This window comes from Caballeronia sp. LjRoot34 (assembly GCF_964253815.1).
Taxonomy (GTDB): Bacteria; Pseudomonadota; Gammaproteobacteria; order Burkholderiales; family Burkholderiaceae; genus Caballeronia.
Genome location: NZ_CAXUSB020000002.1, coordinates 1,024,276 through 1,048,428 on the forward strand (window position 1 = coordinate 1,024,276; position 24,153 = coordinate 1,048,428).

The following is a 24,153-nucleotide window of genomic DNA, read 5'->3' on the forward strand; positions in this document are numbered from 1 at the left end:
TATCCGAAGCGCGGCTCCTTGAAAAAGAGTCGCGCTTTTTTCTTGCGCTTTCTCCGTTGTTATCCAATACTGAATCTAATATGTTGTATATCAGAAGAGAGAATGGTCCAGGAGACGACAATGAAAATTTGCATTTACGGTGCCGGCGCGATCGGCGGTTACATGGGTGCACAACTCGCCCGAGCGGGAGCGGATGTGAGTTTCGTCGCGAGGGGGCCGCATCTGGCTGCCATGCAGGCGAACGGCGTGCGCTTGCTGATCGAGGGTGAGGAGCACACCGTCAAGGTCCGTTGCACGAACAATCCCGCGGAACTCGGGCCGCAGGATTATGTGGTGATTGCGCTCAAGGCGCATTCGGTGCCCGGCGTGGTCGACTTGATGCAACCGCTGCTGGGGCCGGATACTGCGGTGGTCACGGCGGTGAACGGCCTGCCTTACTGGTATTTCCATGAGCACGGCGGCGCGCTGGCCGGCACCACGCTGGAAAGCGTCGATCCGGGCGGCCGGCAATGGCAGGTGCTCGGACCGGAACGGGCGATAGGCTGTGTGCTGATTCCCGCCGCCGAAATTGCGGAGCCCGGCGTGATCCGTCATGTGTACGGCAAGAAATTTCCCATCGGCGAGCCGAGCGGGCGGGTGACGCCGCGCCTGCAAGCGTTCCACGACATCATGAGCGCCGCCGACATGGAAGCGCCGATGCGCGACAACATCCGCGACGAGATCTGGCTGAAGCTGTGGGGCAACCTCTGTTTCAATCCCATCAGCGCACTGACAGGCGCCACACTCGACGTGCTTACCAGCGATCCGGCAGTGCGCGCACTGTCACGCAGAATGATGGAGGAGGCGCAGGGCATTGCCGAGCAGCTAGGCGTTCATTTCCGGGTGGATGTGGAAAAGCGTATCAACGGTGCGGCTGCGGTCGGGGCTCACAAGACCTCGATGTTGATGGATTGCGAAGCACGCCGGCCGATGGAGATCGATCCGATCGTGACCGTCGTGCAGGAAATCGCCCGCAAGCTTGCCGTCGACACGCCGATGATCGACGCCGTGCTCGCGCTGATCAAGCTGCGCGAAGGGGTCAACCAGGGAACGGCCAAGCCCGGTATCAAAACGATTGAATCCTTCACGCGTTCGCAAAAAGCCGCTTAAACTGCGAACACGGAAGAGCTGTTGTTTCTGATATATCACATACGAAATATGTTGCGTTGCATTGCAACGCAACATATACTGAAGGCTCTTGGAGTAAACCACTAGGAGCCGGAAATGAGCATCGCTTTATTAGTCGTGATCGGAATTGCCTTGATAGCGGGCGGTGTGGGTGTGACGTTTGCACTGGCATCGGTGGTGCCGCAGGACGTGTTGCAGCGCGCGCAGGACAATGGTCGGTACGCTGGGTTGACGGCGGATGACCAGGGCGGCAGCACGGGTACACGGGCGACGACGGGCGGGCGGAACCTGGGACATCAAACCATCAATGCCATCTGATACTGAAGTTGCTGCAACCCCGGCGAGTCTTCTTGAGCCGCGGGCGGAAGGTAAGCCTGCTGGCGTGACGCTATCGCTGGCGCCGATCAACGCGACGGTTTCGTTGCGCGATCAGGCTTATGCGCGACTGCGCCAGGCTATTTCCGAGGCGGACATTTATCGTTCGCGGGAAGAGATCCGGCTGGACGAGAAGGATTTGACTGAGGCGCTGGGCGTGAGTCGTACACCGATTCGCGAAGCCATGACGTTGCTTGAGCAGGAGGGGTTTCTGCGAACGGTGCCGCGTCGTGGGATTTATATTGTGCGGAAGACCAAGCACGAGATTGTCGAGATGATCAATATGTGGGCCGCGCTGGAAAGTATGGCGGCGAGGCTTGCGACTCAGCGCGCGACCGATGCAGAGATTGCAACGTTACGGCACATGTTTGACCATTTTCAGAATCAGGCGCCGGCCGAGCATATTGAAGAGTATTCGGAGGCGAATATTGCTTTTCACCAGGCGATTGTGCAGTTGAGCAAGTCGCAGATCATCTTCGATACGATCAAGAATATTTTTGTGCACGTGCGCGCGATCCGGAAGATGACGATTTCGCAAAGCGATCGGGCAGCGCGGTCGATTGAAGACCATATGAAGATTATTGAGGCGCTTGAAGCGCGGGATACTGAGTTGGTCGAGAGGCTGGTGCGGCAGCATTCGCTGGATCTGGCGGCGTTTGTTGAGGCTAATTGCGATTTTCTTGATTGAAAGTAGGGGTTTGTTCGCACTTGATTTGGGGCTGGGGGGCGGGGTTGGTCGGTTCTGGGGTTGCTAGGTTCTGGGGTTAATGGTCGGGGTCAATGCCGGGTTGGTGCTTTCCGTGTTAGTGGTCTGCGAGAGTCGGATTTTCTCTTTATCACTATTAGCCACTGTGCGTGGCGGCACGTCATTTCTTTGTCCAAAGCGACAAAGAAACGAAGCAAAGAAAGCGCTTTAACCGCTCTACCCTAAGTGTCCACAGCGTGCAGTTTTGATTCATAGGTGCCCCAAAAGCACGGTGCTCGCCAGAGCGAAGGATGTTTGAACCCCTCCTTCTCCGAACACGGATACCCACACGCTTCGCCACCAGTGATTGAACCTGCCTAAGGGGCACCCCGCGCTATCCGCGGACAACCTCCCTCCAAATTGTTATGTATAACGAACTACTTCGAAACGAAGTGGCAAAATTGTTCAGGCTTGTTCAGACCGTAACCCACGAAAATAAGCGTGCGGACCACACCGCTAACCCACTAAGACATGAAGCAGTAAAGACGCGTGAGGCCGTGCAGGTTCCTTGGCAAATGTGCTTGCCCGAGAGCGTACGGGGCGAAGCGTGTTCGTGTCAGGGTTCGCGAGAAGGAGGGTTTCACACATCCGTGGCTCTGGCGAGCACCGTGCTTTTGGGGCACCTATGAATAGAAACTGCACGCTGTGGACACTTAGGGTAGCGCGGTTAAAGCGCTTTCTTTGCTTCGTTTCTTTGTCGCTTTGGACAAAGAAATGACGTGCCGCCACGCACAGTGGCTAATAGTGATAAAGAAAAAATCCGACTCTCGCAGACCACTAACACGGAAAGCACCAACCCGGCATTGACCCCGACCACTAACACTGAAAGCACCAACCCGGCATTAACTCAAACCGCTGCCCCATAGCCCGCACACCCCAACCTGCGATAAGCCCCACAAACCCGCCACACTGCCGGGCCTCGCCATCTCCCGCACTGCAACATCAAACACCATCATCGGCTATTGCGCCAGCATCTCCGGCCTACCGCATCGCACAACCCACCGCGTGCCACGCAAAATCACTTGACTAATACTGTGTATAGAATATTGTATATCACAGCGTCAGCACTTAAACCCATTGCCATGAGGGTCCTCTCCATCTACAGAAGCGGAGAAAAACAGCCCATCATGTTCAGCGCAATACGAAACAGAACAAACCCGAAACAGAACAAATCCGAAACACCAAAACCCGGCACGGCCCGCAGGGCGCTAAAAAGGGCATCACAAGTACCACGATATAAAACCTGCTAAAGGTTAGGAGACAGGCATGAGTAAAGCCCTCGACGGGGTGCGTATCCTCGATTTCACGCACGTTCAATCAGGCCCGACCTGCACGCAATTGCTTGCATGGTTCGGCGCCGATGTCATCAAGGTCGAGCGCGCCGGCGCAGGCGACATCACGCGCGAGCAACTGCGCGATATCCCCGACGCCGACAGCCTCTACTTCACCATGCTCAACCACAACAAACGTTCGATCACCATCGATACGAAGAACCCGGACGGCAAGAAGGTCCTCGAGTCGCTCGTCAAAAAATGCGACGTGCTGGTCGAAAACTTCGCCCCAGGCGCACTCGACCGCATGGGCTTCACGTGGGAACACATCCAGGAACTGAACCCGAGGATGATCGTGGCATCGGTGAAAGGCTTCGGCCCCGGCCCCTACGAAGACTGCAAGGTCTACGAAAACGTCGCACAGTGCGCAGGCGGCGCAGCATCGACGACAGGGTTCGACGACGGCCCGCCGGTCGTCAGCGGCGCGCAAATCGGCGACTCAGGCACGGGCCTGCATCTGGCGCTCGGCATTGTCACCGCGCTCTATCAACGCAACGCCACCGGCCGCGGCCAGAAGGTGCTCGCGGCCATGCAGGACGGCGTGCTCAACCTCTGTCGCGTCAAGCTGCGCGATCAGCAACGGCTTGAACGCACGGGCACGATGAAGGAATACCCGCAGTACCCGAACGGCACGTTTGGCGAGGCCGTGCCGCGCGCCGGCAATGCATCGGGCGGCGGGCAGCCGGGCTGGATCCTGAAGTGCAAGGGCTGGGAAACCGATCCGAACGCGTACATCTACTTCATCACGCAAGCGCCAGTCTGGGGCGAGATATGCAAGGTGATCGGCAAGGAAGAATGGATCGATCATCCCGACTTCCGCACGCCGGCCGCACGGCTTCCGCACCTTAAAGGCATCTTCGCCGAGATCGAACAGTGGACGATGACCAAAACCAAGTTCGAGGCCATGGAGATCCTGAACCAGCACGACATTCCGTGCGGCCCGATTCTCTCGATGAAGGAAATTGCCGAAGACCCGTCGCTGCGCAAGACCGGCACGATCGTTGAAGTGGACCACCCGGTGCGCGGCAAATACCTGACCGTAGGCAATCCGATCAAGCTCTCCGACAGCCCCACGGACGTCGTGCGCTCACCTCTGCTGGGCGAGCATACGGACGAAGTGATGGCGGAACTCGGGTATTCGCCCGATCAGATCGCGACGTTGCGAAGCCTCGGGGCGATCTAGGTCAGGGCGCGCATCGCTGCTGGTTCCAGCTGTTGTTCTTCCAAGACGGCAGCACCACTTCTTCAGGGCTTTCAACGTGGCTAACTGGATACGTTTTTCCCGCGCCGATGGCGTGGTGGGCTTCGGCACGCTATCGGAAGATGGCAGGCGCGTCATGCAATTCGAGGGTTCTCCCTTTGACAGTACGGAGCCCGAGCCGACGGGTAAGGAATTGGGCATAGACGAGCTCACGCTGCTGGCACCCTGCCAGCCGGGCAAGATCGTCGCGCTCTGGAACAACTTCTACGCGCTATCGAAGAAGCTCGATAAAGCGCCGCCCAAACATCCGCTGTTCCTGATCAAGCCCGCACGGTCGGTGATCGGTACGCATGAGCCGATCCGCCGGCCCGTCAGCTACGACGGCAAGATCGCTTACGAAGGCGAGCTGGGCATTGTGATCGGCCGACGTTGCTCGTCGATATCGGTGGAGGAAGCCGAGGCTTCGATCTTCGGCTACACGTGCGTCAACGACGTCACGGCCGGCGAACTCCTTCAGGAAGATCCGAACTTTCCGCAATGGTGCCGAGCGAAGGGATTCGATACATTCGGGTGTGTCGGACCTTCAATCGCGACCGGATTCGACTGGCGTGCGGCGCGCGTGATCACCACGCTCGACGGCGTCGAGCGGCAAAACTATCCGCTCGACGACATGATCTTCACGCCCGCGGAACAGGTCAGCCTGATCTCGCAGGACATGACGCTCGAACCTGGCGATGTCATCGCGTGTGGCACGTCGCTCGGGATCGGCTCGATCAAGGACGGCGCCGAGGTATGTGTCTCGATCGAAGGTATCGGGACCCTGGTCAATCGCTTGCTCTGATGCGGAGACATCAATGCTCGACGGTGCGTTGTGTGCGTTTGCAGTAATGGCGTCGATGCAGAGCCTGAAGGCGCCGGGCGCAGTCTCGCCCACGCGGCGGCAGGCATTGCGCGATGCAACCGGGGTGGGGGCCGCGGTGATCGTCGCTTACGGCATGGCGACGGGATTCGACTCGACGCTCGTCGCGCTGGCCATCGCGGCGTTCGCGATGCTGACGCCGCGGTTAGGCCGGACCACGCCCGTATCGATGCAAAGCGCGCTGGCGCTGGCCGCGCTGGCGTCGGCATCAGCAGATCGTGTGCTCGGCTTCGACCCGGGCGCTTCGCTCGAGTTGACGGCCCTCGGCGGCATCGCGGCAATTGCGTCGGTGTTCGTGCTGAGCCGTGTGCGCTTCGGGTTATCGAATGCAAAACTAACGAGCACGATGCACTTCGCCTGCGCCGCGTTGTGCACGGTGATTGCCTATACGGCAGGGTTCGAGGGCGGCGCGGTGGCGGTGGTGATCATCGGCGCAATGGTCGCGTTGATCGGCGCGTACCTTGCAATGGCGATGGCCGATCGCGCGTATCCGGTTTTTATCGCTGCATTGAATGGGTATGCCGCGTGTTCGGTAGTCGCGGCCGGCGTCGGGCTGGCAAATGGCGCGCTGGTGGTGACCGGCGTGGCGCTCGTGCTGGGATGCGTGGCGACGTGTACGAGTGTCAGGCCATCGGGTGCGGCGAGCGAGAAGTAGGGCAATGAGTCTGCGCCGTGGGGTTAGGGAATAGCGTGTTTCGACGCGCTATTTGCGTTATGAGGCGAAGTTTTTGTTGAGCCGAAAGGCGGACTTGGCGTCAAGGCGTTGAGCCGGGAGCGAATGGCGCGAGCGTGCCGCCACGAGGCTAAGGCGCGTTACCATAGCGACACGTCGCCAGATGCCGTGGCCGGTAAGGTTCATGTCCCCGAGTCTCCCCCAGCCCGTCAGCCCATAAGCCGCCTTAGCCGATGATCGACGACACACGCAGCACCCCGGCACACGCAGCACCTGTTCATGCATCACGCTCTCGGCAGAACACGCTTGTACTGGCCGCGGGCTTGTCATTCGGCAGCGCGATCGCGCTGGGTCTCACGCGCTTCTCCTACGCACTCCTGTTGCCGGCAATGAAGGCCGATCTCGGCTGGAGCTTCGCGCAAGCCGGCGCGATGAACACCGCCAATGCGCTTGGTTACCTGCTTGGCGCACTCGCATTTCCATTTGTATCGCGTCGATGGTCCGTGGGTCTTTGTTTCATCGCGGGATGTGTCTTGACGGCGGCGTTGATGACCATCGGCGGCCTGGTTTCCGATACCCATGCGTTGCTCGCGCAACGGGTTGTCACCGGTATCAGCAGTGCGTTGATTTTCGTCGGCGGCGGGGTGTTGGCCGCGCGTCTCGCAACGGCCCATCCACGCGATGCAGGTCTCGTGCTCGGGCTCTATTACGGCGGTGCGGGTAGCGGGATAGTCGTTGCGGCGCTGCTGGTGCCCATGACCACGTTCAGCGGTCCGCATGGCTGGCAATGGGCCTGGTTTGCGTTGGCCGCGGCCTGCGCGTTGGCGTCCATAGCGGCAATTGCCGCCGCTCGCAGGATCGAACACAGCGAACCCGTCCCGCCTGTTCCCGCTGCGCCACACGCTGCCTCGCCGCTGCGCTCGAGCACTTTGCCCTGGCGACGTTTCGGTTTCATGTTGGTCGGTTACGCGCTTTTTGGCGTGGGTTATATCGGCTACATGACCTTTCTTATCGCGCTGCTTCGCGCGGCCGGCATGAGCGCGGCAGTAGTGACCGCCTTCTATGTGCTGCTCGGTCTGGCGACGATTGTTTCCGCCCGGCTCTGGTCGGGGCTGCTCAATCGCATGAGCGGCGGACAGGCGTTGGCGGTCTTCAACGCGGTCCTAGCGTTTGCGACCCTGATGCCCGCACTGTTCACCCAGCCGGCGGTGGCGTTTGTATCGGGCGCGTTATTTGGCGCGACGTTTTTGTCGGCCGTGGCATCGACCACGGCATTCGTCCGGCACAATCTTCCTGTCACGCAATGGACTCGCGGAATCGGCGTGTTTACGATTGTTTTCGCGGTAGGACAGATTGTCGGGCCAATTGTAATCGGCTGGATCTCGGATGGCGCGGGCCTCGCTCGCGGGCTCGTGTATTCGTCCATCCTGCTTGCCGCAGGCGCTATTCTCGCGATGTTGCAGAAGCCATTGCGCGTTTAAGGGTTCTTTAAAGACTCCGCTGACGCGATCTTTGGACGTAATAAATACTTTGCATAGCTTAGTTATTCGCCACACGTAAAAAATCGCTCAGCACCTTTAAGCGGTGAGCGATTTTTAGAGCCTTACTTTTTTGACTCTGCGCTAAGCGATCAATCCGCAGCGCGGTCGATCAAGCCTCGATCAAGCCTCGATCAAGCCTCGATCAAATCTTAGTGACCGAAGTAGATCGAATGCTGCTCGTTGCCGGAGGCCGGCGCGGCGGTGGTCCGCATACCTGAAGCCGATGTACCGCTGGTCGACGGGCCATACGCTTGTGCTGTTACTCCGTTCGATGCATCAACACGTTGCTGCGCGGCTTGAAGCGCTGCGGGGTAGTACTTGTCATTGCTTGACGGGCTATACCCGGCTTGTTCGAGCTGGACCAACTGGGCGCGCACTTCCGCACGCGTCACAGGCGCGTTGTTGTCCTGAGCAAATGCGAACGACGGAGCCGCGAGAGCCGAAGCAATCAGCAGGGCGGGAATAAGTGACTTCTGTGACTTGGTCATGATGAGATCTCCATAGTTTGTTTTCGGTTTCGGAAGTCGTTGAGACTGAGTGCCTCTGTCTGCATGCGCTTCTGATGAAAACAAGTCTAGGCCGCCTATCAACGATTTGACACGATAGTTTCAGCGAAATATATTTGCTGTTACCGCAACAATGGGCGCCCTCCCTAAGGTGGTGCATAGTTGTTGGCCCTATTTCGGTAATAAATCTCCGAATTAAACGTTAGCCATTCAAATCAGCAATAAATGCTCGTCACAGCGCGTTCGCCGCGCTCTGACCCGTTCGAATCAGGGCATGTCTTTCACGTAACACGGGTATTGCGCTTTCTGCGCACGAGCGGCATCAAGGTCGATCGTAACCACGCGCAGCGGCGTTGCTTCGCTGGTTTCCTCAAGCAGAACGCCCTCAGGCGACACCACGAATCCGGCGCCTCCAAACTGTTGGCCGAGTGCGCCCGGACCATGCCGGTTCGAACTGACGAACCATGCACCCGACACGATGGCCGCCATCGTGCCCGCCGTTTTCCATCGCGACAGGGACGTTCCGGCAGCGCGCGGCGTCACGATGAGGTCGGCGCCATCGCGGCCATACGCTCGCGCGCGGTCGTTGAAGAACAACTCGGTACAGAGCAACACGCCCACCTTCACCTGTCCGACTTGCACGCAGTCGAATCCGCCCGCGCCACGCACGTACCACGCTTCCTCGAAGAAACCGGGCTCCTGCGGGAAGTATTTCTTGTGATGGATCATGCGATACGCATTCGATTCCAGTACGAACGCTTCGTTCGCAAGACGACCGTCGAAGGCCACCGGCCGCGATGAAATCACCGCTGCCGCGCCAAGGCTGCTCAATGCATCGAGGGCATGCTCATGCAGCGCGATGCTACGTTGCGCGGCTTGCGCATCGAAGCTTGGATGCTCGGCAAGCCACGGGCCGAACGGCATTTCGTTGGTGACTAAAATGTCGGGGCGGGCAGCTTCAACGGAGCGGCGAATGGCATCCCATGCCGGACCGGCCGGTTGCAATCCTTCGGGCCACTGTACATACGCAATGCGAGCAGTTGTCATGAAAGAGCAGTCGATATCACCAGGAAGGGTTACTGGGACGCGCGGAAGTGCTCGACCAGGAAGTCGATGAACGCACGAATACGCGCGGGTTGATTGCGGCGGCTTGGATAGTAGACAAACAGGTCCGCCGGCGGCAGCAGGAAGTCCGGCAGCACGACTTTCAGCCGGCCGCTTTCCAGGTATTTTGCGAGGTCCCATTCTGAGCGGATCGAGATGCCGTGTCCATCGAGCGCCCAGCCGAGCACGATGTCGCCGTCATTGCTCGATAGCCCGCCGTGCACCTTGACCGACACCGTCTCGCCGTCGCGGGTGAAACGCCAGACGCCGTAGGCGTCGTCGTTTTGCCGGTGAAGGATAGTCCGGTGGCGCACAAGATCCGCCAGCGCGGTCGGGTTGCCGTGCCGTTGCAGATAGGCCGGCGACGCGCACAGAAAGCGTCGGTTCGACATGATGCGGCGCGCGTTGAGCCGCTTATCGGGTAACGCGCCGAAGCGGATGGCGAGATCGAAACCCTGCTCGACAATATCCACGGGCCGGTCGGTCACATCCAGTTGAACCTCGACCTGCGGATAACGCTGCACAAACGCGGAGACGAGCGGCGCGATGGTCGTGCGGCCGAAGCCCAGCGAGGCATTCACCCGCAATATGCCGCGCGGCGCTTCGCGGCTACGCGATACGGCGTCTTCCATCTCGCTCACGGCGGCAAGAATACGCGTAGCGTGCCGCAGATACGTGTCGCCTTCATCAGTGAGGCTCGCGCTGCGCGTGGTGCGGTTCACGAGCCTCACGCCCAGCCGCTGTTCCATCAGCGCGAGCCGCCGAGTGGCGGCCGGTGGCGTCAGGTCAAGCGCACGCGCGGCAGCCGACAAGCTGCCGAGGCGCGCCAGTTGAACAAAAAACTCGAGATCGGAGGTGACGTCGTTCTTCACTTAAACTGAATACGCTGTTGAGTGTTTTAAATCGATGGTCAATGACTTCAGTAAACGGGCCAGGCGTCTTACCTGACAAGGGTTTTAGCCCAATATCAATTTCAAAACCCGCATTTTAATTTCGAGTGGAATCCATCGATTTCAAGCGAAATGTGGGCAAGCTTCTAGCAAGTAGTGGCGCTGGTCAACTCCTGAAATTTTCCGTCGCCGACAAATGGCTTCGCGATGAAACAGTGCTCACTCATCGCCGACTCGAAGTGTACAAGAACCTCTGGACCGAACCGGAGCGCTTGAACGTCGCGCCGGGTTTGCGCCTGCTCGTTGCAGGGGAAATGAATAAGCCGAGATCGGCGCATTCGAGTCCGGAGAAAACAAAATAAGCCTTGATTGAACCGCATCCAATATTTAAGACGGCGTGGCTGAGCGCGGGAACATCCCTTGCAGGTCGAAATGAAAACAAAAACTCGCCCTTAGGTTAGGACATTTCGTCCAAACATAGCGGAGCCCGTCCATGTCAAGCTTGCAAGCAATAAGCAACGCCCATAGAAACGTCTAAAAAAACCACGCCTGGTCAGAAAGGTCATGGCTGCGTCAGGTTTGTGCCATCTGCGTTGCGTATGCTTGGAACCGGAGCAATCGTAAGGAGGGCAAATGGAATCATTCCCGCTTTTCATTGTTGGTTCGCCCCGGTCTGGAACGACCTTTCTTTGTTCCGTCCTGAACGCGCATCCGCTCATTCAACTGACCAATGAGTGCCGGGTCTTCGCGTTACTCAAGGACATGCTGGACGTCGGCAGCAATCGTCCCGACTTGTTGAGTCCGGCCTGCCGTGACCGCTTTTCCACTTTCAGCCATCGCACGCTTGGCGCGTGGGTCGAACGCTTTTATCGCGAAGAGCTCGAGATAACGGCGCCCATCTGGGGAGATAAGCATCCGTCCTACGCCGACCCTACGGTGCTCTCCGGCCGGACAGGCTCGATCGAACGCTTGCCATGTTCAGGATCGTGTCTGGGCTTGATACGTGAATTGCTGCCGCAAGCGCGCTTCATTCATATCCATCGCGATCCTCGCCACGTTGCCAATTCACTGCTGCACAAGCACTGGATTGGATCTATCGAAGATGGGATACGTGTCTGGGAACAATATGTGGGCGAGATCATCGAATTTTTCGAAGAGATCCCGGCGGACCTGGCCCTGACGGTTTCGTATCGCACGGTGATCGAGGACCCGGGCGCGACGGCGGCGAGTATGGGGCAGTTCCTCGGCCTGGCGGATGCGTCACCGATCAGCGACTTTCTTATGTCGCAACGTCATGCCCCGACGCCGTTCAGTGATCCTGTAACCGATATTGCCGATCTCTATGTCATATCTCGTGCGTCGACGGGTGGCGACAAACTCCTCGCCCTTGCGGGAACGACGGCGACACATCTGGGATATGCGACTGCGTAACGGGATGCCCGCGGCTTGCCCATGCGGCAGCCGCGTCGCGACGCACCGCCGTACCGAAGATCCAAAAGAAATAACAGTAAGGTAATGTAGCCGGACCCGGCTGCGTAAGCCCCCAGCCCTCCATACCCCTGATTCATAAAGCCCACGCGTTTCGCGACTTCTCCAGTGCGTTTCGCGACGCATATGGCCGATCCGTCGCAAATCGCTGGAGACGAGCACGCGTTGGAGCGAATATTTGCCTGTCGCAAGGAATTGATGTCCGGCGCCGGCCGATAAGGCGACGCCGAGATACCAACCCCGTACTTTGATCCGTTTCAAGAAGAGTGCGGAATAAATCCTGGGTCCCTGTGTTTGCCCTCATATAGACAGGCGTGAGGCAATCAGACGGGACCGGACGAGAAGAGTTGCGGTTAGCTATCACGTTCCGTACCAAGGATAAATTGCCATTCGGTTAGGAATGCGATGTGTTAAGTAACGTCTGAACCCGAACATAAGAGATTGGTAATGATCGCGTCGCTGTTTTGAAGTCACGGGAGGATCAGACTGCTTCTGAGTCACCCGAAAGTAGTTTCAACCGGATTATGTATCACCCGCTGACAGGCGTTCGTGCCGCTCAGTTAATTTAACTTAATAGAGGAGTCTTAATCATGTCGAAGATTTTTGTTGGTATCGCTCTCGCCGTCGCCACCCTTGGTGCTCCGGTTCTCAGCTTCGCCCAGTCGAATGCACCGCTCACGCGTGCAGAAGTTCGCGCTGACCTCGTTCGTGTCGAGAAGGCCGGTTACACGCCGGGCGCTAACGACATTAACTACCCGTCGGACGTACAGGCGGCTGAAGCCAAGATCGCTGCGCAAAACGATCAGCAACTGGCAAACCAGGCCGTTGGCGGTGTCGCGGAAAATGGCAGCTCAGCGTCGGGTTCGGCAACCCATACGGGGATGCAGTCCGACTGCGTCGGTCCGGTCAGCTTCTGCAATGTGTTCTTCGGCAGCTAAGTGCGGCGGTACGGATCCTGTGCCATGTGCCGGCGTAAGCAGGATCCCCGCTTGTTCTACTTGTAGAAAGAGACGGCTTGATAGACGAGTGCATCGCGCAGCCCTGCGCGATGACGGATCAAGCCAGCTATTTTTTAAATTGCATCCCCCTTATTTCAACCCCTTAATTTCACCCCCTATTAATGGAGTTTCGTCGTGAAGATCTTGCCTTTCGCTGCATCTGTTTTGTCCCTGTCCGCTTGCGTGTTCGCCTCTTCCGCCGCAATGGCGCAAGACGCACAACCCGCCACCACCCCGATCAAGAATATTGTCCTGGTACACGGCGCGTGGGTGGACGGCTCGGGCTGGAAGCCGGTCTATGACATCCTGACCAAGGATGGCTACTACGTCACCATGGTGCAGGAGCCGCTGACCTCGCTCGACGACGATGTCGCCGCCGCCAAACGCGTGATCGACCTGCAGGACGGCCCGACCATTCTCGTGGCGCACAGCTATGGCGGCTCGATCATCACTGAAGCCGGTGTCGATCCGAAGGTGGCAGGCCTGGTGTATGTGGCCGCGCATGCGCCGGCCGTCGGCGAGGACGAGTCCGATCTGGGCAAGAAGATGCCCAGCTATACGTCGAAGCAGCCGGGCGCGATCAAGAAGACCGACGACGGTTATACGTACCTGAATCCGGCTGATTTTCCGAAGGACTTCGCTGCTGACCTGCCGCTCAAGCAAGCGCAGTTCGAAGCGCAATCGCAGATCCTGACGGCGGCGAAAGTCTTCTCCGCACCGATGACAGTCGCCGCCTGGACCACCAAGCCGAGCTGGGGCATCGTGGCCGGCGCCGACAAGATCATCAATCCGGATCTGGAGCGCTTCTATTACCAGCGCGCCCATAGCCACACCACGGTGCTGGCGGGTGCAAGCCACTCGGTCTACGAATCGCGTCCGAAGGAAGTGGCCGCGGTGATCGAAGACGCAGCGAAGCACGCCCAGCAATAACGCGCCCAAGGGCAGTCAGATGCGCGGTCGCGTCGGAAGGCGCGTCCGCGCATCTGACTGTCCGTTTTCGGCAGACCAACGAGGGCAGCCACAATCAAGCGACAGAACGCCTGGAATTGCCCAGCGCCGCCTGGGTTGACGTTTCGTGGCCGCTGCCACGGGACCTCTTCATCGATTTGATGATTTCATGATCTTTCGTATCCAGGCGTATCCCGGCCTAACCGGCAACTGACTTGCGTTCCGCGATGGTGAGGAGACCTTTCGCGACCTGTCACGCCGCTTCGTCGCAATGCGCTGGTGAGTCGTGCGCAGGATGTCCACTATACGCACCGGAGAAAGCGAACCCGCTGTCTCCGGGACGCGGCCCTATCGGTGCAGTAAGCCGAGTGAAAGCGGGACGGCGATTGCTACCAAATTGAAGGGATCTACATGAAACGTACCGCGATTGCAGCTGTCTTGCTGACTTTTGGAGCACTTCAGGCCGCGCAGGCGCAAGACAGCGTCGGCAATGTTCTAACGGGTGGGGCCAGGGTCGATAAAGTCGAGATTGGAGAGGAGGTTCACGATCTTCCTAAACCGGAGATCGTGCTGGTACACGACTTGGCGCCTCCCATCAGCGGAGCAGCGCTGGACACGTCTCTTGCGGCGAGGTTGCGCAGGCACAGAATGAACTTGTTCGGTACCCCTGACGACCTGACGCCGGATATGCTGGTTCAGAACGTTCAGACGGCCTTCACGAAGGGGCTGTCCGACGAGCTGAAGAAGGTCCAGATTCCGACCGGGAAAGTGGGGGAGCCTGAGGGGGCCAGCGCCCGTTCCACTCTTGTGGTTGACGGTGAATTCCTTGCTATCAGCGAAGGCAACGAAAGCAAGCGGATCATGGTCGGGCTTGGACGGGGCGCAAGCACGGTCAGGATGCACGTCACCGTGTCTTCCGTCAGATCCGGTCGCTCGACGGTTGTGTTGGCTTTCGAAGTAAGTTCCGCTAGCGGTAAGTCGCCCGGTGCGCTTCTAACCATGGGCGGCGGGTCGCTTGCTGTCGGTACGGCCAAGAAAGCGGCCGGAAACACACGATCGACTACAGAGCACGACGCATCCGCCATGGGAAAACTGGTGGCGCTTCAGATCGAAGCGTCGCTGGACAACCAGCAGCGGGTTGCAAGCCAGTAGTATGGACCGTGCTGGCCCATATGCGGCGCCAGCGAGCCGGCCTCGCCATACAGCGTGAACAGCCGCTCGCGCACCTGTTGCAGTCCGAAGCGGGCGCCATGGTGTGCTTGCGCGTCAAGGCCGATGCCCGTGTCACGGACAGTCAACTCGCGCAGTACAGCCACGGGCAGCCGACCGCGGTCACGGCATAGATCCGCAGCCTTCGCCAGAATGGCTGAAGCAGGGCCAGTGTGAAAGGGGGCATGGCGTGTTTCCTGGGCAGATCGAGACGATCGTACGTTGAGGCGCTAATCGTGATGCTTGCGCGCGGATATCTCAACCGGACAGCGACAAACGGCCGTTTGCAGGCGCGGAACGCCGGCACAACGGTGCGACGCGCATGGCGCTTCGCCAGGATCTTGCAGAGAAGACCGTTGATTGCAGGCAAGATGTGGGCAAAATCAACAAAATCCTGCAATGCAACAAAAGCCTTTCCCAATAAAAGCCCCGGCGTTTTTTGACTAGTCATTCTTCACTTAAACTGAATAATCATATGTGTAGCGGTGAAGTGCAATGGCGGTGCACGAGCGTAAGCTTCGTTATCCGCTTAAGCATTCATTCGCGTATTCCTTGGCACTCAGGAGACAGTCACATGAAAATCGTGGAAATCCGCGAGCAAACCATTCCGATCAGCTCGTCCATTCGGAATGCATATATCGATTTCAGCAAGATGACGCTCAGTCTCGTTGCCGTTATCACCGACGTCATCCGTGACGGCAAACCCGTCGTAGGCTACGGCTTCAATTCGAACGGACGGTACGGCCAAGGCAAGCTGATGCGCGAACGTTTTATTCCCCGTGTGCTGGAAGCCGAGCCGGATTCGTTGCTCGACATCTCGGGTAATAACCTCGATCCACACAAGATCTGGGCCGCGATGTTCACGAACGAAAAGCCCGGCGGTCATGGCGAGCGCTCGGTGGCTATCGGCACTATCGACATGGCGGTATGGGACGCGGTCGCGAAGATCGAAGGCAAGCCGCTGTTCCAGTTGCTGGCAGACCGCTACGGCAACGGCACGCCGGACCGTGAGATATTCGTCTATGCGGCGGGCGGTTACTACTATCCGGGCCAAGATTTCGGCAAGCTCAAGGACGAGATGCGCAGCTATATTGATCGCGGTTATACGGTGGTCAAGAAGAAGATAGGCGGCGGTTCGCTCGACGACGACCTGCGCCGCATCGACGCGGTGCTGTCCGTGCTGCAGGACGGTCAAAAGCTCGCTGTGGATGCGAATGGCCGCTTCGACCTGGACACGGCCATTCAGTATGCAAAGGCCCTCTCGCAATACGACCTGTTCTGGTACGAAGAGGCGGGCGATCCGCTCGATTTCGAACTGCAGGCCACGCTGAGAAATTACTACGACAAGCCAATGGCAACTGGCGAGAATTTGTTCTCGATGCAGGATGCGCGTAACCTGATCCGCTATGGCGGCATGCGGGCCGACCGCGATTACCTGCAATTCGACTGCGCGCTGAGCTATGGGCTGGTCGAATATTTGCGTACGCTTGACATGCTGCACCAGCACGGCTGGTCGCGTTCGCGCTGTATCCCGCACGGCGGCCACCAGATGTCATTGAACATTGCAGCGGGTCTCGGTCTGGGCGGCAACGAATCGTATCCGGATCTGTTCCAGCCATTCGGCGGCTTTCCGGACGGCGTAAAAGTGCACAACGGCTATGTGACCTTGCCGGAACTTCCCGGCATCGGCTTTGAAGGCAAGAGCGATTTGTATGTCCATATGCAGGCTTTGTCGTCGTAAGGCTTTCTTCTCTTCGTCGTCGCGTGGCTTGGCTATTTTCTAGCGGTTGGTGTGGCGGCGCCCGACGCGATTTATCCATACGCTATTCGGCGCCGTCCCGAAGCGCCGGCTGACAGGAATATTGCAATGCAAAAACCTAGCGAGCTCACCGGCCGCGATCTCCTTCGCGATCCCCGTCTTAACAAAGGCTCCGCTTTTACCGAAGCAGAACGCCGCCAATACCATCTCGAAGGACTGCTTCCGCCGGGCAGCAGTTCGCTGGAATTGCAGGTCGCGCGTACACATACGGAACTGGCCGCCCTCGACAACGATCTGCAAAAATATCTTCTGTTGTCCGATCTCCAGGCCCGCAACGAGACCTTGTTCTACGCCACGATCATGTCCGATCCGGCGACGTTCATGCCGCTCGTGTACACGCCGACAGTCGGCGAGGCGTGCCAGAAATTCAACCATATATTCCGTGCGACGCGGGGCATGTATGTGCCCATCTCGGCGCGCGGAAGGGTGAAAGAGTTGCTGCAAAACTGGCCTGAAAAGGATGTTCGCTTCATTGTGGTGACGGATGGCGAACGCATTCTCGGACTTGGCGACCTGGGCGTCGGCGGGATGGGCATTCCTATCGGCAAGCTCTCGCTTTATACGGCCTGCGCAGGCGTGCCGCCTCAATATTGCCTGCCGGTGACGCTGGATGTGGGCACCAATAACCGCGACCTGCTCGACGATCCCCTGTATCTGGGCCTGCGTCAGGAACGCGTACGAGGCGACGACTACCATGCATTCGTGAACGAGTTTGTCGAAGCTGCGCTGGAGTTGCATCCGAAATGCTGCATCCAGTGGGAAGACTTCGCCAACTTCAATGCCGTGCCGCTGCTCGCGCGATACAAAGACAAAATCTGCACCTATAACGACGATATCCAGGGCACCGCCGCCGTCGCGCTGGCGGGGATCTTCGCCGCGCTTCACATCTCGAAGCAAAAGCTCGTCGACCAGCGGTTCCTGTTCCTGGGCGGCGGCTCGGCGGGGACCGGCATTGCCGAATTGATCAGCCAGGCGATGGTGCTGGAAGGCTTGAGTATCGACGAAGCAAGGGCACGCAACGCGCTGTTCGACGTGAATGGGCTGATGGTGAAATCGCGCCAGGACCTGGCCGATTTCCAGAAGCCTTTCGCTGTGGATCATGCGCCCGTGGATACGTTTGCCAACGCCGTGAAGGCGCTGAAACCGACGGGCATCATTGGTGTCAGTACCGTACCGAAGCTCTTCAACCAGCAGGTGATCGAGGCCATGGCGCAGATCAACGAGCGTCCAATCATCTTCCCGTATTCCAACCCGACCTCACGCTCCGAGTGCACGGCCGAGGAAGCGTACCGGTGGTCCTCCGGCCGCGCTATTTTCGCGAGCGGCAGTCCGTTCCCGCCGGTGGAAATAGAAGGGCGCACGTTTGTGCCCGGACAAGGCAACAACGTCTATATTTTTCCCGCGCTGGGCATGGCCGTGTTCGCCACCCAGGCAACTCGGGTCACGGACGAAATGTTCATTATCGCGGCGAAAGCAGTGGCCGAGCAGGTTTCCGAAGCGAGTCTTGCAACCGGCCTGATCTATCCGCCGCAGAGCAAGATTTTCGAGGCCTCGCTTCATGTGGCCGTGCGCGTGGCCGAGTGTATTTTCGATAATCAACTGGCGCGCGTGCCAAGACCGGACGACATCACTGCACTGATCCGCGACTGCGCCTATAAGCCGGCATACGCGCTCTGAGTCGGGCGGGCGTTCGATTTGGCCCATGCCCGATCAGGGCTGGAACATGTCGAACGCTTTCGGTGGGTTCGGGCCCGAGATTCCGGCCCAAGCGGTTTCACTCTGCTTTCATCGTGCGGATGCGTTAGGCAAGCGCGGCCCGGATGCGGTCGATCGCCGGGATCTTCGGCGCGCGCCCGCCGACCTGTTCCCGAGGGCACCACGGGTACGGTAGGGCGTCGGCCCATCGCAAGATCGGCTCGACGGCATCCTGCGGCAATGTCGTCATCTCTTCTATCGTGATTCGAAGTTGCCCGACCTGTCCGGAATTTTCCGATGCCAACCAGTCGTATCGGCCGAAACCGACGCGCGCCAGACCGGTGCTTTTCTCCGACATACAAACAAGCCAGTCGCAACTAAATGACGATCCGGCGGCGGGCGGACCGCCGATGCAGAAGGTGTAGACGTTCTCATAACGCTGGGCAAATTCGCTCACCAGAACAGTCGAAATAGCTTTCGCGCCTTTGACCGTAGCCGGGAACGAGATTTCCGAGGTGTTCACTTGCATCGTCAGTTCGGCATCGGCGGTAAATGCGTCGGTGATCAAAAACGGGCGATTGCCGTCCTTTGCCCGAATATAGATTTCGATGGATTTTTGCAGAGTGATCATGGGCGGTTCAGTGACTATGCTGACAGGGTGGGAGCGGGTGCGGGCCCAAGTCTAGCGCCGCCTGGTGCGTCCAGGGCGGTACCCCTTCGCCTTTGGCGGACATGCGGGCGGCGCGTTATCGAGGTCGTTGATGGCCGGATAATTCAGGCGGGACCCTGTCTTTACGCGATGTCGGAAAAGCCGCGCCTGGGATAATTGCTTCCGCGAAAGCGAGTTTTCGCGTAGATTTGCGACCGCGAAACAATTGTTACCCGGTAAAAGTAAGAGGAAACCATTCATGACCATTGCCCGGCGAATCCGCGAAGTGTCCAAGTTGAGCGGCGATTTCCTGCTCCGTTCAGGCAAGCGCAGCAACACCTACTTCGATAAATATCGCTTCGAATCCGATCCCGTATTGCTGAAAGCGATTGCGGAAGCGATGGTGCCCCTGATCCCCCCCGGCACCGAAATATTGGGCGGTCTCGAGATGGGCGGTATTCCAATCGTGACCATGCTCAGCCAGGTGACTGGCTTGCCCGCCGCGTATATCCGCAAGGAAGCGAAAGAGTACGGCACCTGCAAGTATGCGGAAGGCGCCGAGCTGGCCGGACGCAAGCTGGTGCTGGTCGAGGATATTGTGTCGAGCGGCGGCGCAATTTCCGACGCGGTGGCTAAACTGCGCGCCGACGGCGTGCCGGTTTCGTTGACGCTGTGCGTGATCGACCGTGAAAGCGGCGGCAAGGAAATGCTTGAGGGAATCGGGATTGAATTGAGATCCCTCTATACCTTCTCGCAGATAGAAGCCGGGCAGTAAGGGCTTGCTTTGAAAGCTTGCGCTATCCCGGTTCTGTGCGCTGTGAGCACGTCATCCTGAGTCTCCCTCCTTGAGCGCCCGAGCATGCAGCTTCTCGATCACGTTTCTATCGGTGTTCCCGATCTTGACATTGCCCGGCGCTTTTACGACGCGATCATGAGCGTGCTCGGCGCAGCGAAGGTGTACGACTTGCCTCACGCGCTGGGATACGGCGAACGGTGCACGCCGCAGGATGCTGGATCGACTTATCTCGCGGTGTACCTGGATCAGGGCCTGATAGGCGACAACAAGCGGCATTGGTGTTTCAAGGCCGCTTCCCGTGGGCAGGTCGACGCATTCCACGCGGCGGGCCTTGTGGCCGGGGGCCGCTCGGATGGACTTCCAGGATTACGATCCGACTACCATCCAGGTTATTACGCCGCGTTCCTCCGTGATCCTGCGGGCAATCGCGTTGAAGCGGTGTGTCACCTCGTCGCCTGACGGCTGGTTTGCTCAAGCCTTCACCCAGTATCCGCGCTACCCGAAAAATAGTTGTATGCGCCGGAGAAGTCATCGGCGGTGATGGCTTGCCATGAATACTTTGTCCCGGGTCTTGAGTTCTGCACCGAGCGCTTCCGTGGACTTCGTAGTCAAGCCAGGTGAACTTGCTGCGGCAAAGTAGAACTAACCATTAGCATTGCCAAGTTGTTATGCGATCTGACCGGTCTCGCGCATGAGCGCGGCTCCTTGGGTGAAATCCTTGCCTCCAGTTGCATGGCTGACACGACCCACGGGATTGTGAACGCGCGTGCGCAGGATCAGAGTTCAAACCGGGGGCGCCAGCGTTCGCAATCCAGACAACCAATGAGCGTTTCGCTGCCGTCCACAGAATGGCGAGCGTTGCCCCAAGCGTGGCTATTGAGCCTGGTCGGTGTCGGTCGAGGCCTGCTGGTGCCGATGCCCATGGCCTCTTCCGGTTGCGGCCGGTGCGCTGGCTTGAACCGGCGGCGCGGGCGGATGGTTCATGTACTGGAAGTTTTGCGCGATGGCCGAGTTGGCCGTGTCCGGACTGGACTGTGCGTAAGCTGAGGAAATGAACAACAGACAGGCGACGCCCGGGGCAAACGGGATACGGTTCATGTGTGACTCGGTTGTATTGATCAGCTCGTGATGCTCAGTCGCGCGATCCGGTCGATGGAAATAGCATGCTTGCCGCGAAGGCTCGTGAAAGTGATCAAAGTGACGGGATCAAAGCGTGAAGAAAAAAACGGCCCACCCAAGAGGGCGGGCCAAGCTGCAGTCACTTGCATCACTCACAACCGCGTCTTTGGGAGAAGACGCATATTGAGTGTATGCCGTGCTTGCCGCGAATGCATTGCAGGGCTGCTTACATGCGTTACACCGCGTGACAAGTGCTCCCTGACACACGTGGAACAAACCTTGCGCATGCTTCTATCGCTGCATGCCGCAACTTGGCATGCGAGGTGAAGAATGAAGGGGTCCGTAACACTCGGATAGATTACAAAATGCCGACATCGAAATCATATCAACTGAAGTTTGATGAGCATCAATCCGTGTCCTGACCCGAGTTAACCCCATTCCCATGAGCAAAAAAAATTGCAGAAAGTTGTTATCCAAATCGGCATTCAAGCCGTTAATAGGCAAGTAGATGGACAACCATCGACCGGCCGGAAGGTTCCTGGGATGTTTGACCGACCGCATCATCGATCGTTAGACGGGCTAAAGCGACGAGCTAAAGCTCGTTGAGCGCCGGGGTTGATGTCTGCCGTTGAACTTGTCCGCCGATGTCGGCGTCTGTACCACCTGTGCATGAATGCACGACTCGCCATGTGAAGCTACTTCACTTTTTACCCGCCTCGCACTTATGGAAAACACCATGAAGAAAATTGCCATCACCCTCGCTCTCGTAGCAACGAGCTTCTGCGCTATCGCTCCGGCCTCCGCTGCGCCGTATCATCATCGCGAGTGCCACAAAGTGAAGGTGCATCACCATTGGGTGAATCGCTGCCATTGATTCGGAGCTTTCCGGCTGATCGATGCGCAGGCATGGCGTCGAAGCCCGGTTAAATCCGCTGCGTCCGCATCAACAAAGCGCATCAACAAGGCATTAAACAGTCTTTGAAAAAGCCGTTCTGCATTTCGCAGGAACGGCTTTTCCGCGTCTGGCATTGCCCTGTGCGACGCGTAGCCTGACGGCGTTGGATCGCAGTGACTGCCTTGACAGGCAAACGCGTACAAGAAGAAAGATCATCGCGCGCCAGCCCAGAGCGCATAGAATAATTGCATGACGAATGAGCGCTGGACTGCTCACAAGACCAGGAACAGGAAAGAAAATCGAAAGGTGGGACGTGCATGCAAGGCATTGACTGATTGCGTGGGTGATCGCGGCTTTAGGGAAACCTTTAGGGAAACCGTTTTCCGCAAGCAGGAGGGGCGATCGGCGAAGTGCGAACAGGCGCGGGTCGGCTCGGGTCCGAGAGCGTCAGACAATACCGCCTTAGCGTTGGAAGCCTTCGAATGTTAAAAAAAACGACTATTTTCTTTCGGCTAAGAGCGGCTTTAGCGCGCCATCCGAATGCAATAGGTCTAGGCAGCATCGCTTTCTCGGTGATCGTGCTCGGGTTCGCCCTGGCTGTCCTGGTGCAGGCGCGTGAGGACGCAACCGCTCGCGCTATCGAGAATGCAGACAATCTCGCGCGGGTCATTGAACATGACATCACCTACACCTCCGAACTCACGGACCTCTCCATTCAAGCGGCCGTGGACGGCGCACAAGACGCAGACATCATGCGGCTGCCGGACCACCTGAGGCGGGAACTTCTATTCGATAGATCCGCTACCGCCAGCCAGTACATAGGCGCGTTGTTGTGCCTTGATTCGAGGGGCAGGATCATTGTGGATTCCACCAGCGTGGTTCCACGCAGCGTGGATCTGTCCGATCGCCCATGGTTCACCGTTCATCGCGACAATCCAAAGCTGGGCCTGTTCGTCAGCCGTCCGCTACAGTCGCGCCTGAATCCCGGTGAAGTCGATCTCATGTTCAGCCGGCGGGTGAACCATCCTGATGGCTCGTTCGCCGGTGTGGTGGTGGCGGCCTTCCGGCTCGACTACTTCCAGAACCTGCTGTCGGGCGTCCAGCTTGGTCCTGGGGGTGCCATTACGCTCTTGCAGGATGACGGCCATGTGATCCTGCGTTATCCGAACGATGGAACCCCGGTCGACGAGAACTTCAGCGGGAGAAAAAACTTCGAGCGGTTCAGGCAGACGCATGAGACGTCGTTCATCGACACATCCGGGAAAGACGGAGAGGAGCGGCTGTACAACTTTCGCCGGTTCGACAAGCTGAAAATGATTGTGATCATTGCGCCCGCGACCCGTTACGTGTTTGCGGACTGGACGAGCCGGGCGTGGTACATCGGCATTGTTACTGCGCTGCTGATCATCGGCATGTTGTTTGCCGCCCAGCTTCTCTCCGTGGAATTCCGGCACAGGCTGATCGTCGAGCAGCAGTTGCGCGACATGACGCGTATCGATGGGCTGACGGGTCTGAGTAACCGGCGCAGTCTGGATGATCGTCTCATGCTCGAATGGCACCGATCGAAACGCTCGGGAAAACCATTGGCGCTTTTGTTCGTGGATATTGACCGGTTTAAAAGCTACAACGACACGTACGGTCATCAGGCCGGTGACGACGCGTTGACCGCCGTGGCGCAAGCGATCGCGCGTAACAGCCAGCGGCCGGGCGATATCGCTGCGCGCTTCGGGGGCGAGGAGTTCGTCGTCTTGCTGCCGGAGACGGACGGCGCGGCGGCGGCTGTAGTTGCAGCCGCTATTCACGCAGCGGTGCGTGGACTGGCTATCGAACACAACGGCAGCGAACATGGGTTGATCACGGTGAGCATCGGCGTGGCGTGTACAGATACTGAAGAGGTAACCGACGCGCTCGCGTTGATCAAGGCGGCAGACCAGGCCGTGTATCGAGCAAAGGCTTCAGGCAGAAACCAAACCAGCATGGCCGAGCCATTCGGCGGCGCGGCCGTGACGACATAGGCCGGATTTAAGTGCCCACGGCTTCATGCAATGCGCGACCTTGGGCTGATCCTTGGGCTGATAGTGATGA

24 protein-coding genes are annotated in these 24,153 nt (G+C 58.5%); 19 read left to right on the plus strand and 5 right to left on the minus strand.

The features are described from left to right. Positions 1 to 120: 120 nt before the first annotated feature. From ACSQ36_RS24215 to ACSQ36_RS24245, 7 genes are all read left to right on the plus strand, one after another. Positions 121 to 1,149, plus strand: a complete 1,029-nt coding sequence (locus ACSQ36_RS24215; protein ID WP_436183880.1) for a 2-dehydropantoate 2-reductase — start codon at positions 121 to 123, stop codon at positions 1,147 to 1,149. A gap of 114 nt (positions 1,150 to 1,263) precedes the next feature. Continuing rightward, on the plus strand, positions 1,264 to 1,485 hold the full coding sequence (locus ACSQ36_RS24220) for a hypothetical protein (RefSeq protein ID WP_436183881.1): 222 nt from the start codon (positions 1,264 to 1,266) through the stop codon (positions 1,483 to 1,485). A 64-nt stretch (positions 1,486 to 1,549) separates the two neighbouring features. Beyond that, positions 1,550 to 2,230 (plus strand): GntR family transcriptional regulator, encoded by a 681-nt coding sequence (locus tag ACSQ36_RS24225; RefSeq protein WP_436184933.1) that lies wholly within the window; start codon positions 1,550 to 1,552, stop codon positions 2,228 to 2,230. A gap of 1,323 nt (positions 2,231 to 3,553) precedes the next feature. Continuing rightward, the gene (gene frc / locus ACSQ36_RS24230) at positions 3,554 to 4,801 is read left to right on the plus strand and encodes a formyl-CoA transferase (RefSeq protein WP_213766332.1); all 1,248 of its coding nucleotides are present in this window, start codon (positions 3,554 to 3,556) and stop codon (positions 4,799 to 4,801) included. Positions 4,802 to 4,877: 76 nt separating this feature from the next. After that, entirely contained in the window at positions 4,878 to 5,660 is a 783-nt protein-coding gene (locus tag ACSQ36_RS24235) for a fumarylacetoacetate hydrolase family protein (RefSeq protein ID WP_436183882.1), read from the plus strand. A gap of 13 nt (positions 5,661 to 5,673) precedes the next feature. After that, positions 5,674 to 6,393, plus strand: coding sequence for a hypothetical protein (locus ACSQ36_RS24240; RefSeq protein ID WP_436183883.1), 720 nt, complete (start codon positions 5,674 to 5,676; stop codon positions 6,391 to 6,393). A gap of 251 nt (positions 6,394 to 6,644) precedes the next feature. Then, positions 6,645 to 7,892, plus strand: a complete 1,248-nt coding sequence (locus tag ACSQ36_RS24245) for a YbfB/YjiJ family MFS transporter (protein WP_436183884.1) — start codon at positions 6,645 to 6,647, stop codon at positions 7,890 to 7,892. A 209-nt stretch (positions 7,893 to 8,101) separates the two neighbouring features. Here ACSQ36_RS24245 and ACSQ36_RS24250 read toward each other — a convergent pair whose 3' ends face one another. The 3 genes from ACSQ36_RS24250 to ACSQ36_RS24260 all read right to left on the minus strand — a co-directional run bounded on the left by ACSQ36_RS24250 (position 8,102) and on the right by ACSQ36_RS24260 (position 10,434). Then, positions 8,102 to 8,440, minus strand: a complete 339-nt coding sequence (locus tag ACSQ36_RS24250; RefSeq protein ID WP_436183885.1) for a DUF4148 domain-containing protein — start codon at positions 8,438 to 8,440, stop codon at positions 8,102 to 8,104. 285 nt (positions 8,441 to 8,725) lie between these two features. Then, a complete protein-coding gene (locus tag ACSQ36_RS24255; protein WP_436183886.1) occupies positions 8,726 to 9,505 on the minus strand; it encodes a carbon-nitrogen hydrolase family protein in 780 nt (259 codons plus the stop codon). A 29-nt stretch (positions 9,506 to 9,534) separates the two neighbouring features. Further along, positions 9,535 to 10,434, minus strand: coding sequence for a LysR substrate-binding domain-containing protein (locus tag ACSQ36_RS24260; RefSeq protein ID WP_213766339.1), 900 nt, complete (start codon positions 10,432 to 10,434; stop codon positions 9,535 to 9,537). A gap of 125 nt (positions 10,435 to 10,559) precedes the next feature. Here ACSQ36_RS24260 and ACSQ36_RS24265 point away from each other — a divergent pair, with 125 nt between their 5' ends. From ACSQ36_RS24265 to ACSQ36_RS24300, 8 genes are all read left to right on the plus strand, one after another. Then, positions 10,560 to 10,814, plus strand: a complete 255-nt coding sequence (locus ACSQ36_RS24265) for a hypothetical protein (protein WP_436183887.1) — start codon at positions 10,560 to 10,562, stop codon at positions 10,812 to 10,814. Positions 10,815 to 11,085: 271 nt separating this feature from the next. After that, positions 11,086 to 11,883, plus strand: a complete 798-nt coding sequence (locus tag ACSQ36_RS24270) for a sulfotransferase family protein (protein WP_436183888.1) — start codon at positions 11,086 to 11,088, stop codon at positions 11,881 to 11,883. Between the two features lie 647 nt (positions 11,884 to 12,530). Further along, complete coding sequence (locus tag ACSQ36_RS24275; protein WP_436183889.1) at positions 12,531 to 12,878, plus strand: DUF4148 domain-containing protein; 348 nt, start codon at positions 12,531 to 12,533, stop codon at positions 12,876 to 12,878. 264 nt (positions 12,879 to 13,142) lie between these two features. Further along, on the plus strand, positions 13,143 to 13,868 hold the full coding sequence (locus tag ACSQ36_RS24280) for an alpha/beta hydrolase (RefSeq protein WP_436184934.1): 726 nt from the start codon (positions 13,143 to 13,145) through the stop codon (positions 13,866 to 13,868). Positions 13,869 to 14,297: 429 nt separating this feature from the next. After that, on the plus strand, positions 14,298 to 15,038 hold the full coding sequence (locus ACSQ36_RS24285; protein WP_436183890.1) for a DUF4410 domain-containing protein: 741 nt from the start codon (positions 14,298 to 14,300) through the stop codon (positions 15,036 to 15,038). Between the two features lie 8 nt (positions 15,039 to 15,046). Further along, complete coding sequence (locus tag ACSQ36_RS24290; protein ID WP_436183891.1) at positions 15,047 to 15,229, plus strand: hypothetical protein; 183 nt, start codon at positions 15,047 to 15,049, stop codon at positions 15,227 to 15,229. A gap of 440 nt (positions 15,230 to 15,669) precedes the next feature. Further along, positions 15,670 to 16,836, plus strand: coding sequence for a mandelate racemase/muconate lactonizing enzyme family protein (locus tag ACSQ36_RS24295; RefSeq protein ID WP_436183892.1), 1,167 nt, complete (start codon positions 15,670 to 15,672; stop codon positions 16,834 to 16,836). A gap of 126 nt (positions 16,837 to 16,962) precedes the next feature. Beyond that, entirely contained in the window at positions 16,963 to 18,591 is a 1,629-nt protein-coding gene (locus ACSQ36_RS24300) for an NAD-dependent malic enzyme (RefSeq protein ID WP_213766348.1), read from the plus strand. 124 nt (positions 18,592 to 18,715) lie between these two features. Here the strand turns inward: ACSQ36_RS24300 and ACSQ36_RS24305 are convergent, their stop codons facing one another. Beyond that, positions 18,716 to 19,240, minus strand: coding sequence for a hypothetical protein (locus ACSQ36_RS24305; RefSeq protein WP_436183893.1), 525 nt, complete (start codon positions 19,238 to 19,240; stop codon positions 18,716 to 18,718). A gap of 277 nt (positions 19,241 to 19,517) precedes the next feature. Between ACSQ36_RS24305 and pyrE the strand changes: the two genes are divergently transcribed. Together pyrE and ACSQ36_RS24315 are read left to right on the plus strand one after the other, a co-directional pair. Further along, positions 19,518 to 20,033, plus strand: coding sequence for an orotate phosphoribosyltransferase (gene pyrE, locus ACSQ36_RS24310; protein WP_213766351.1), 516 nt, complete (start codon positions 19,518 to 19,520; stop codon positions 20,031 to 20,033). Between the two features lie 84 nt (positions 20,034 to 20,117). Then, entirely contained in the window at positions 20,118 to 20,513 is a 396-nt protein-coding gene (locus ACSQ36_RS24315) for a VOC family protein (RefSeq protein WP_213766352.1), read from the plus strand. Positions 20,514 to 20,927: 414 nt separating this feature from the next. Here ACSQ36_RS24315 and ACSQ36_RS24320 read toward each other — a convergent pair whose 3' ends face one another. Further along, positions 20,928 to 21,152 carry a hypothetical protein gene (locus ACSQ36_RS24320; RefSeq protein WP_436183894.1) on the minus strand — a complete coding sequence of 75 codons (225 nt, stop codon included), beginning with the start codon at positions 21,150 to 21,152 and terminating at the stop codon, positions 20,928 to 20,930. A 757-nt stretch (positions 21,153 to 21,909) separates the two neighbouring features. Here ACSQ36_RS24320 and ACSQ36_RS24325 point away from each other — a divergent pair. Further along, the gene (locus ACSQ36_RS24325) at positions 21,910 to 22,047 is read left to right on the plus strand and encodes a hypothetical protein (protein WP_436183895.1); all 138 of its coding nucleotides are present in this window, start codon (positions 21,910 to 21,912) and stop codon (positions 22,045 to 22,047) included. A gap of 503 nt (positions 22,048 to 22,550) precedes the next feature. Then, positions 22,551 to 24,083: a sensor domain-containing diguanylate cyclase gene (locus ACSQ36_RS24330; RefSeq protein WP_436183896.1), complete on the plus strand. Its 1,533-nt coding sequence runs from the start codon at positions 22,551 to 22,553 to the stop codon at positions 24,081 to 24,083. The last annotated feature ends 70 nt before the right edge of the window (positions 24,084 to 24,153 follow it).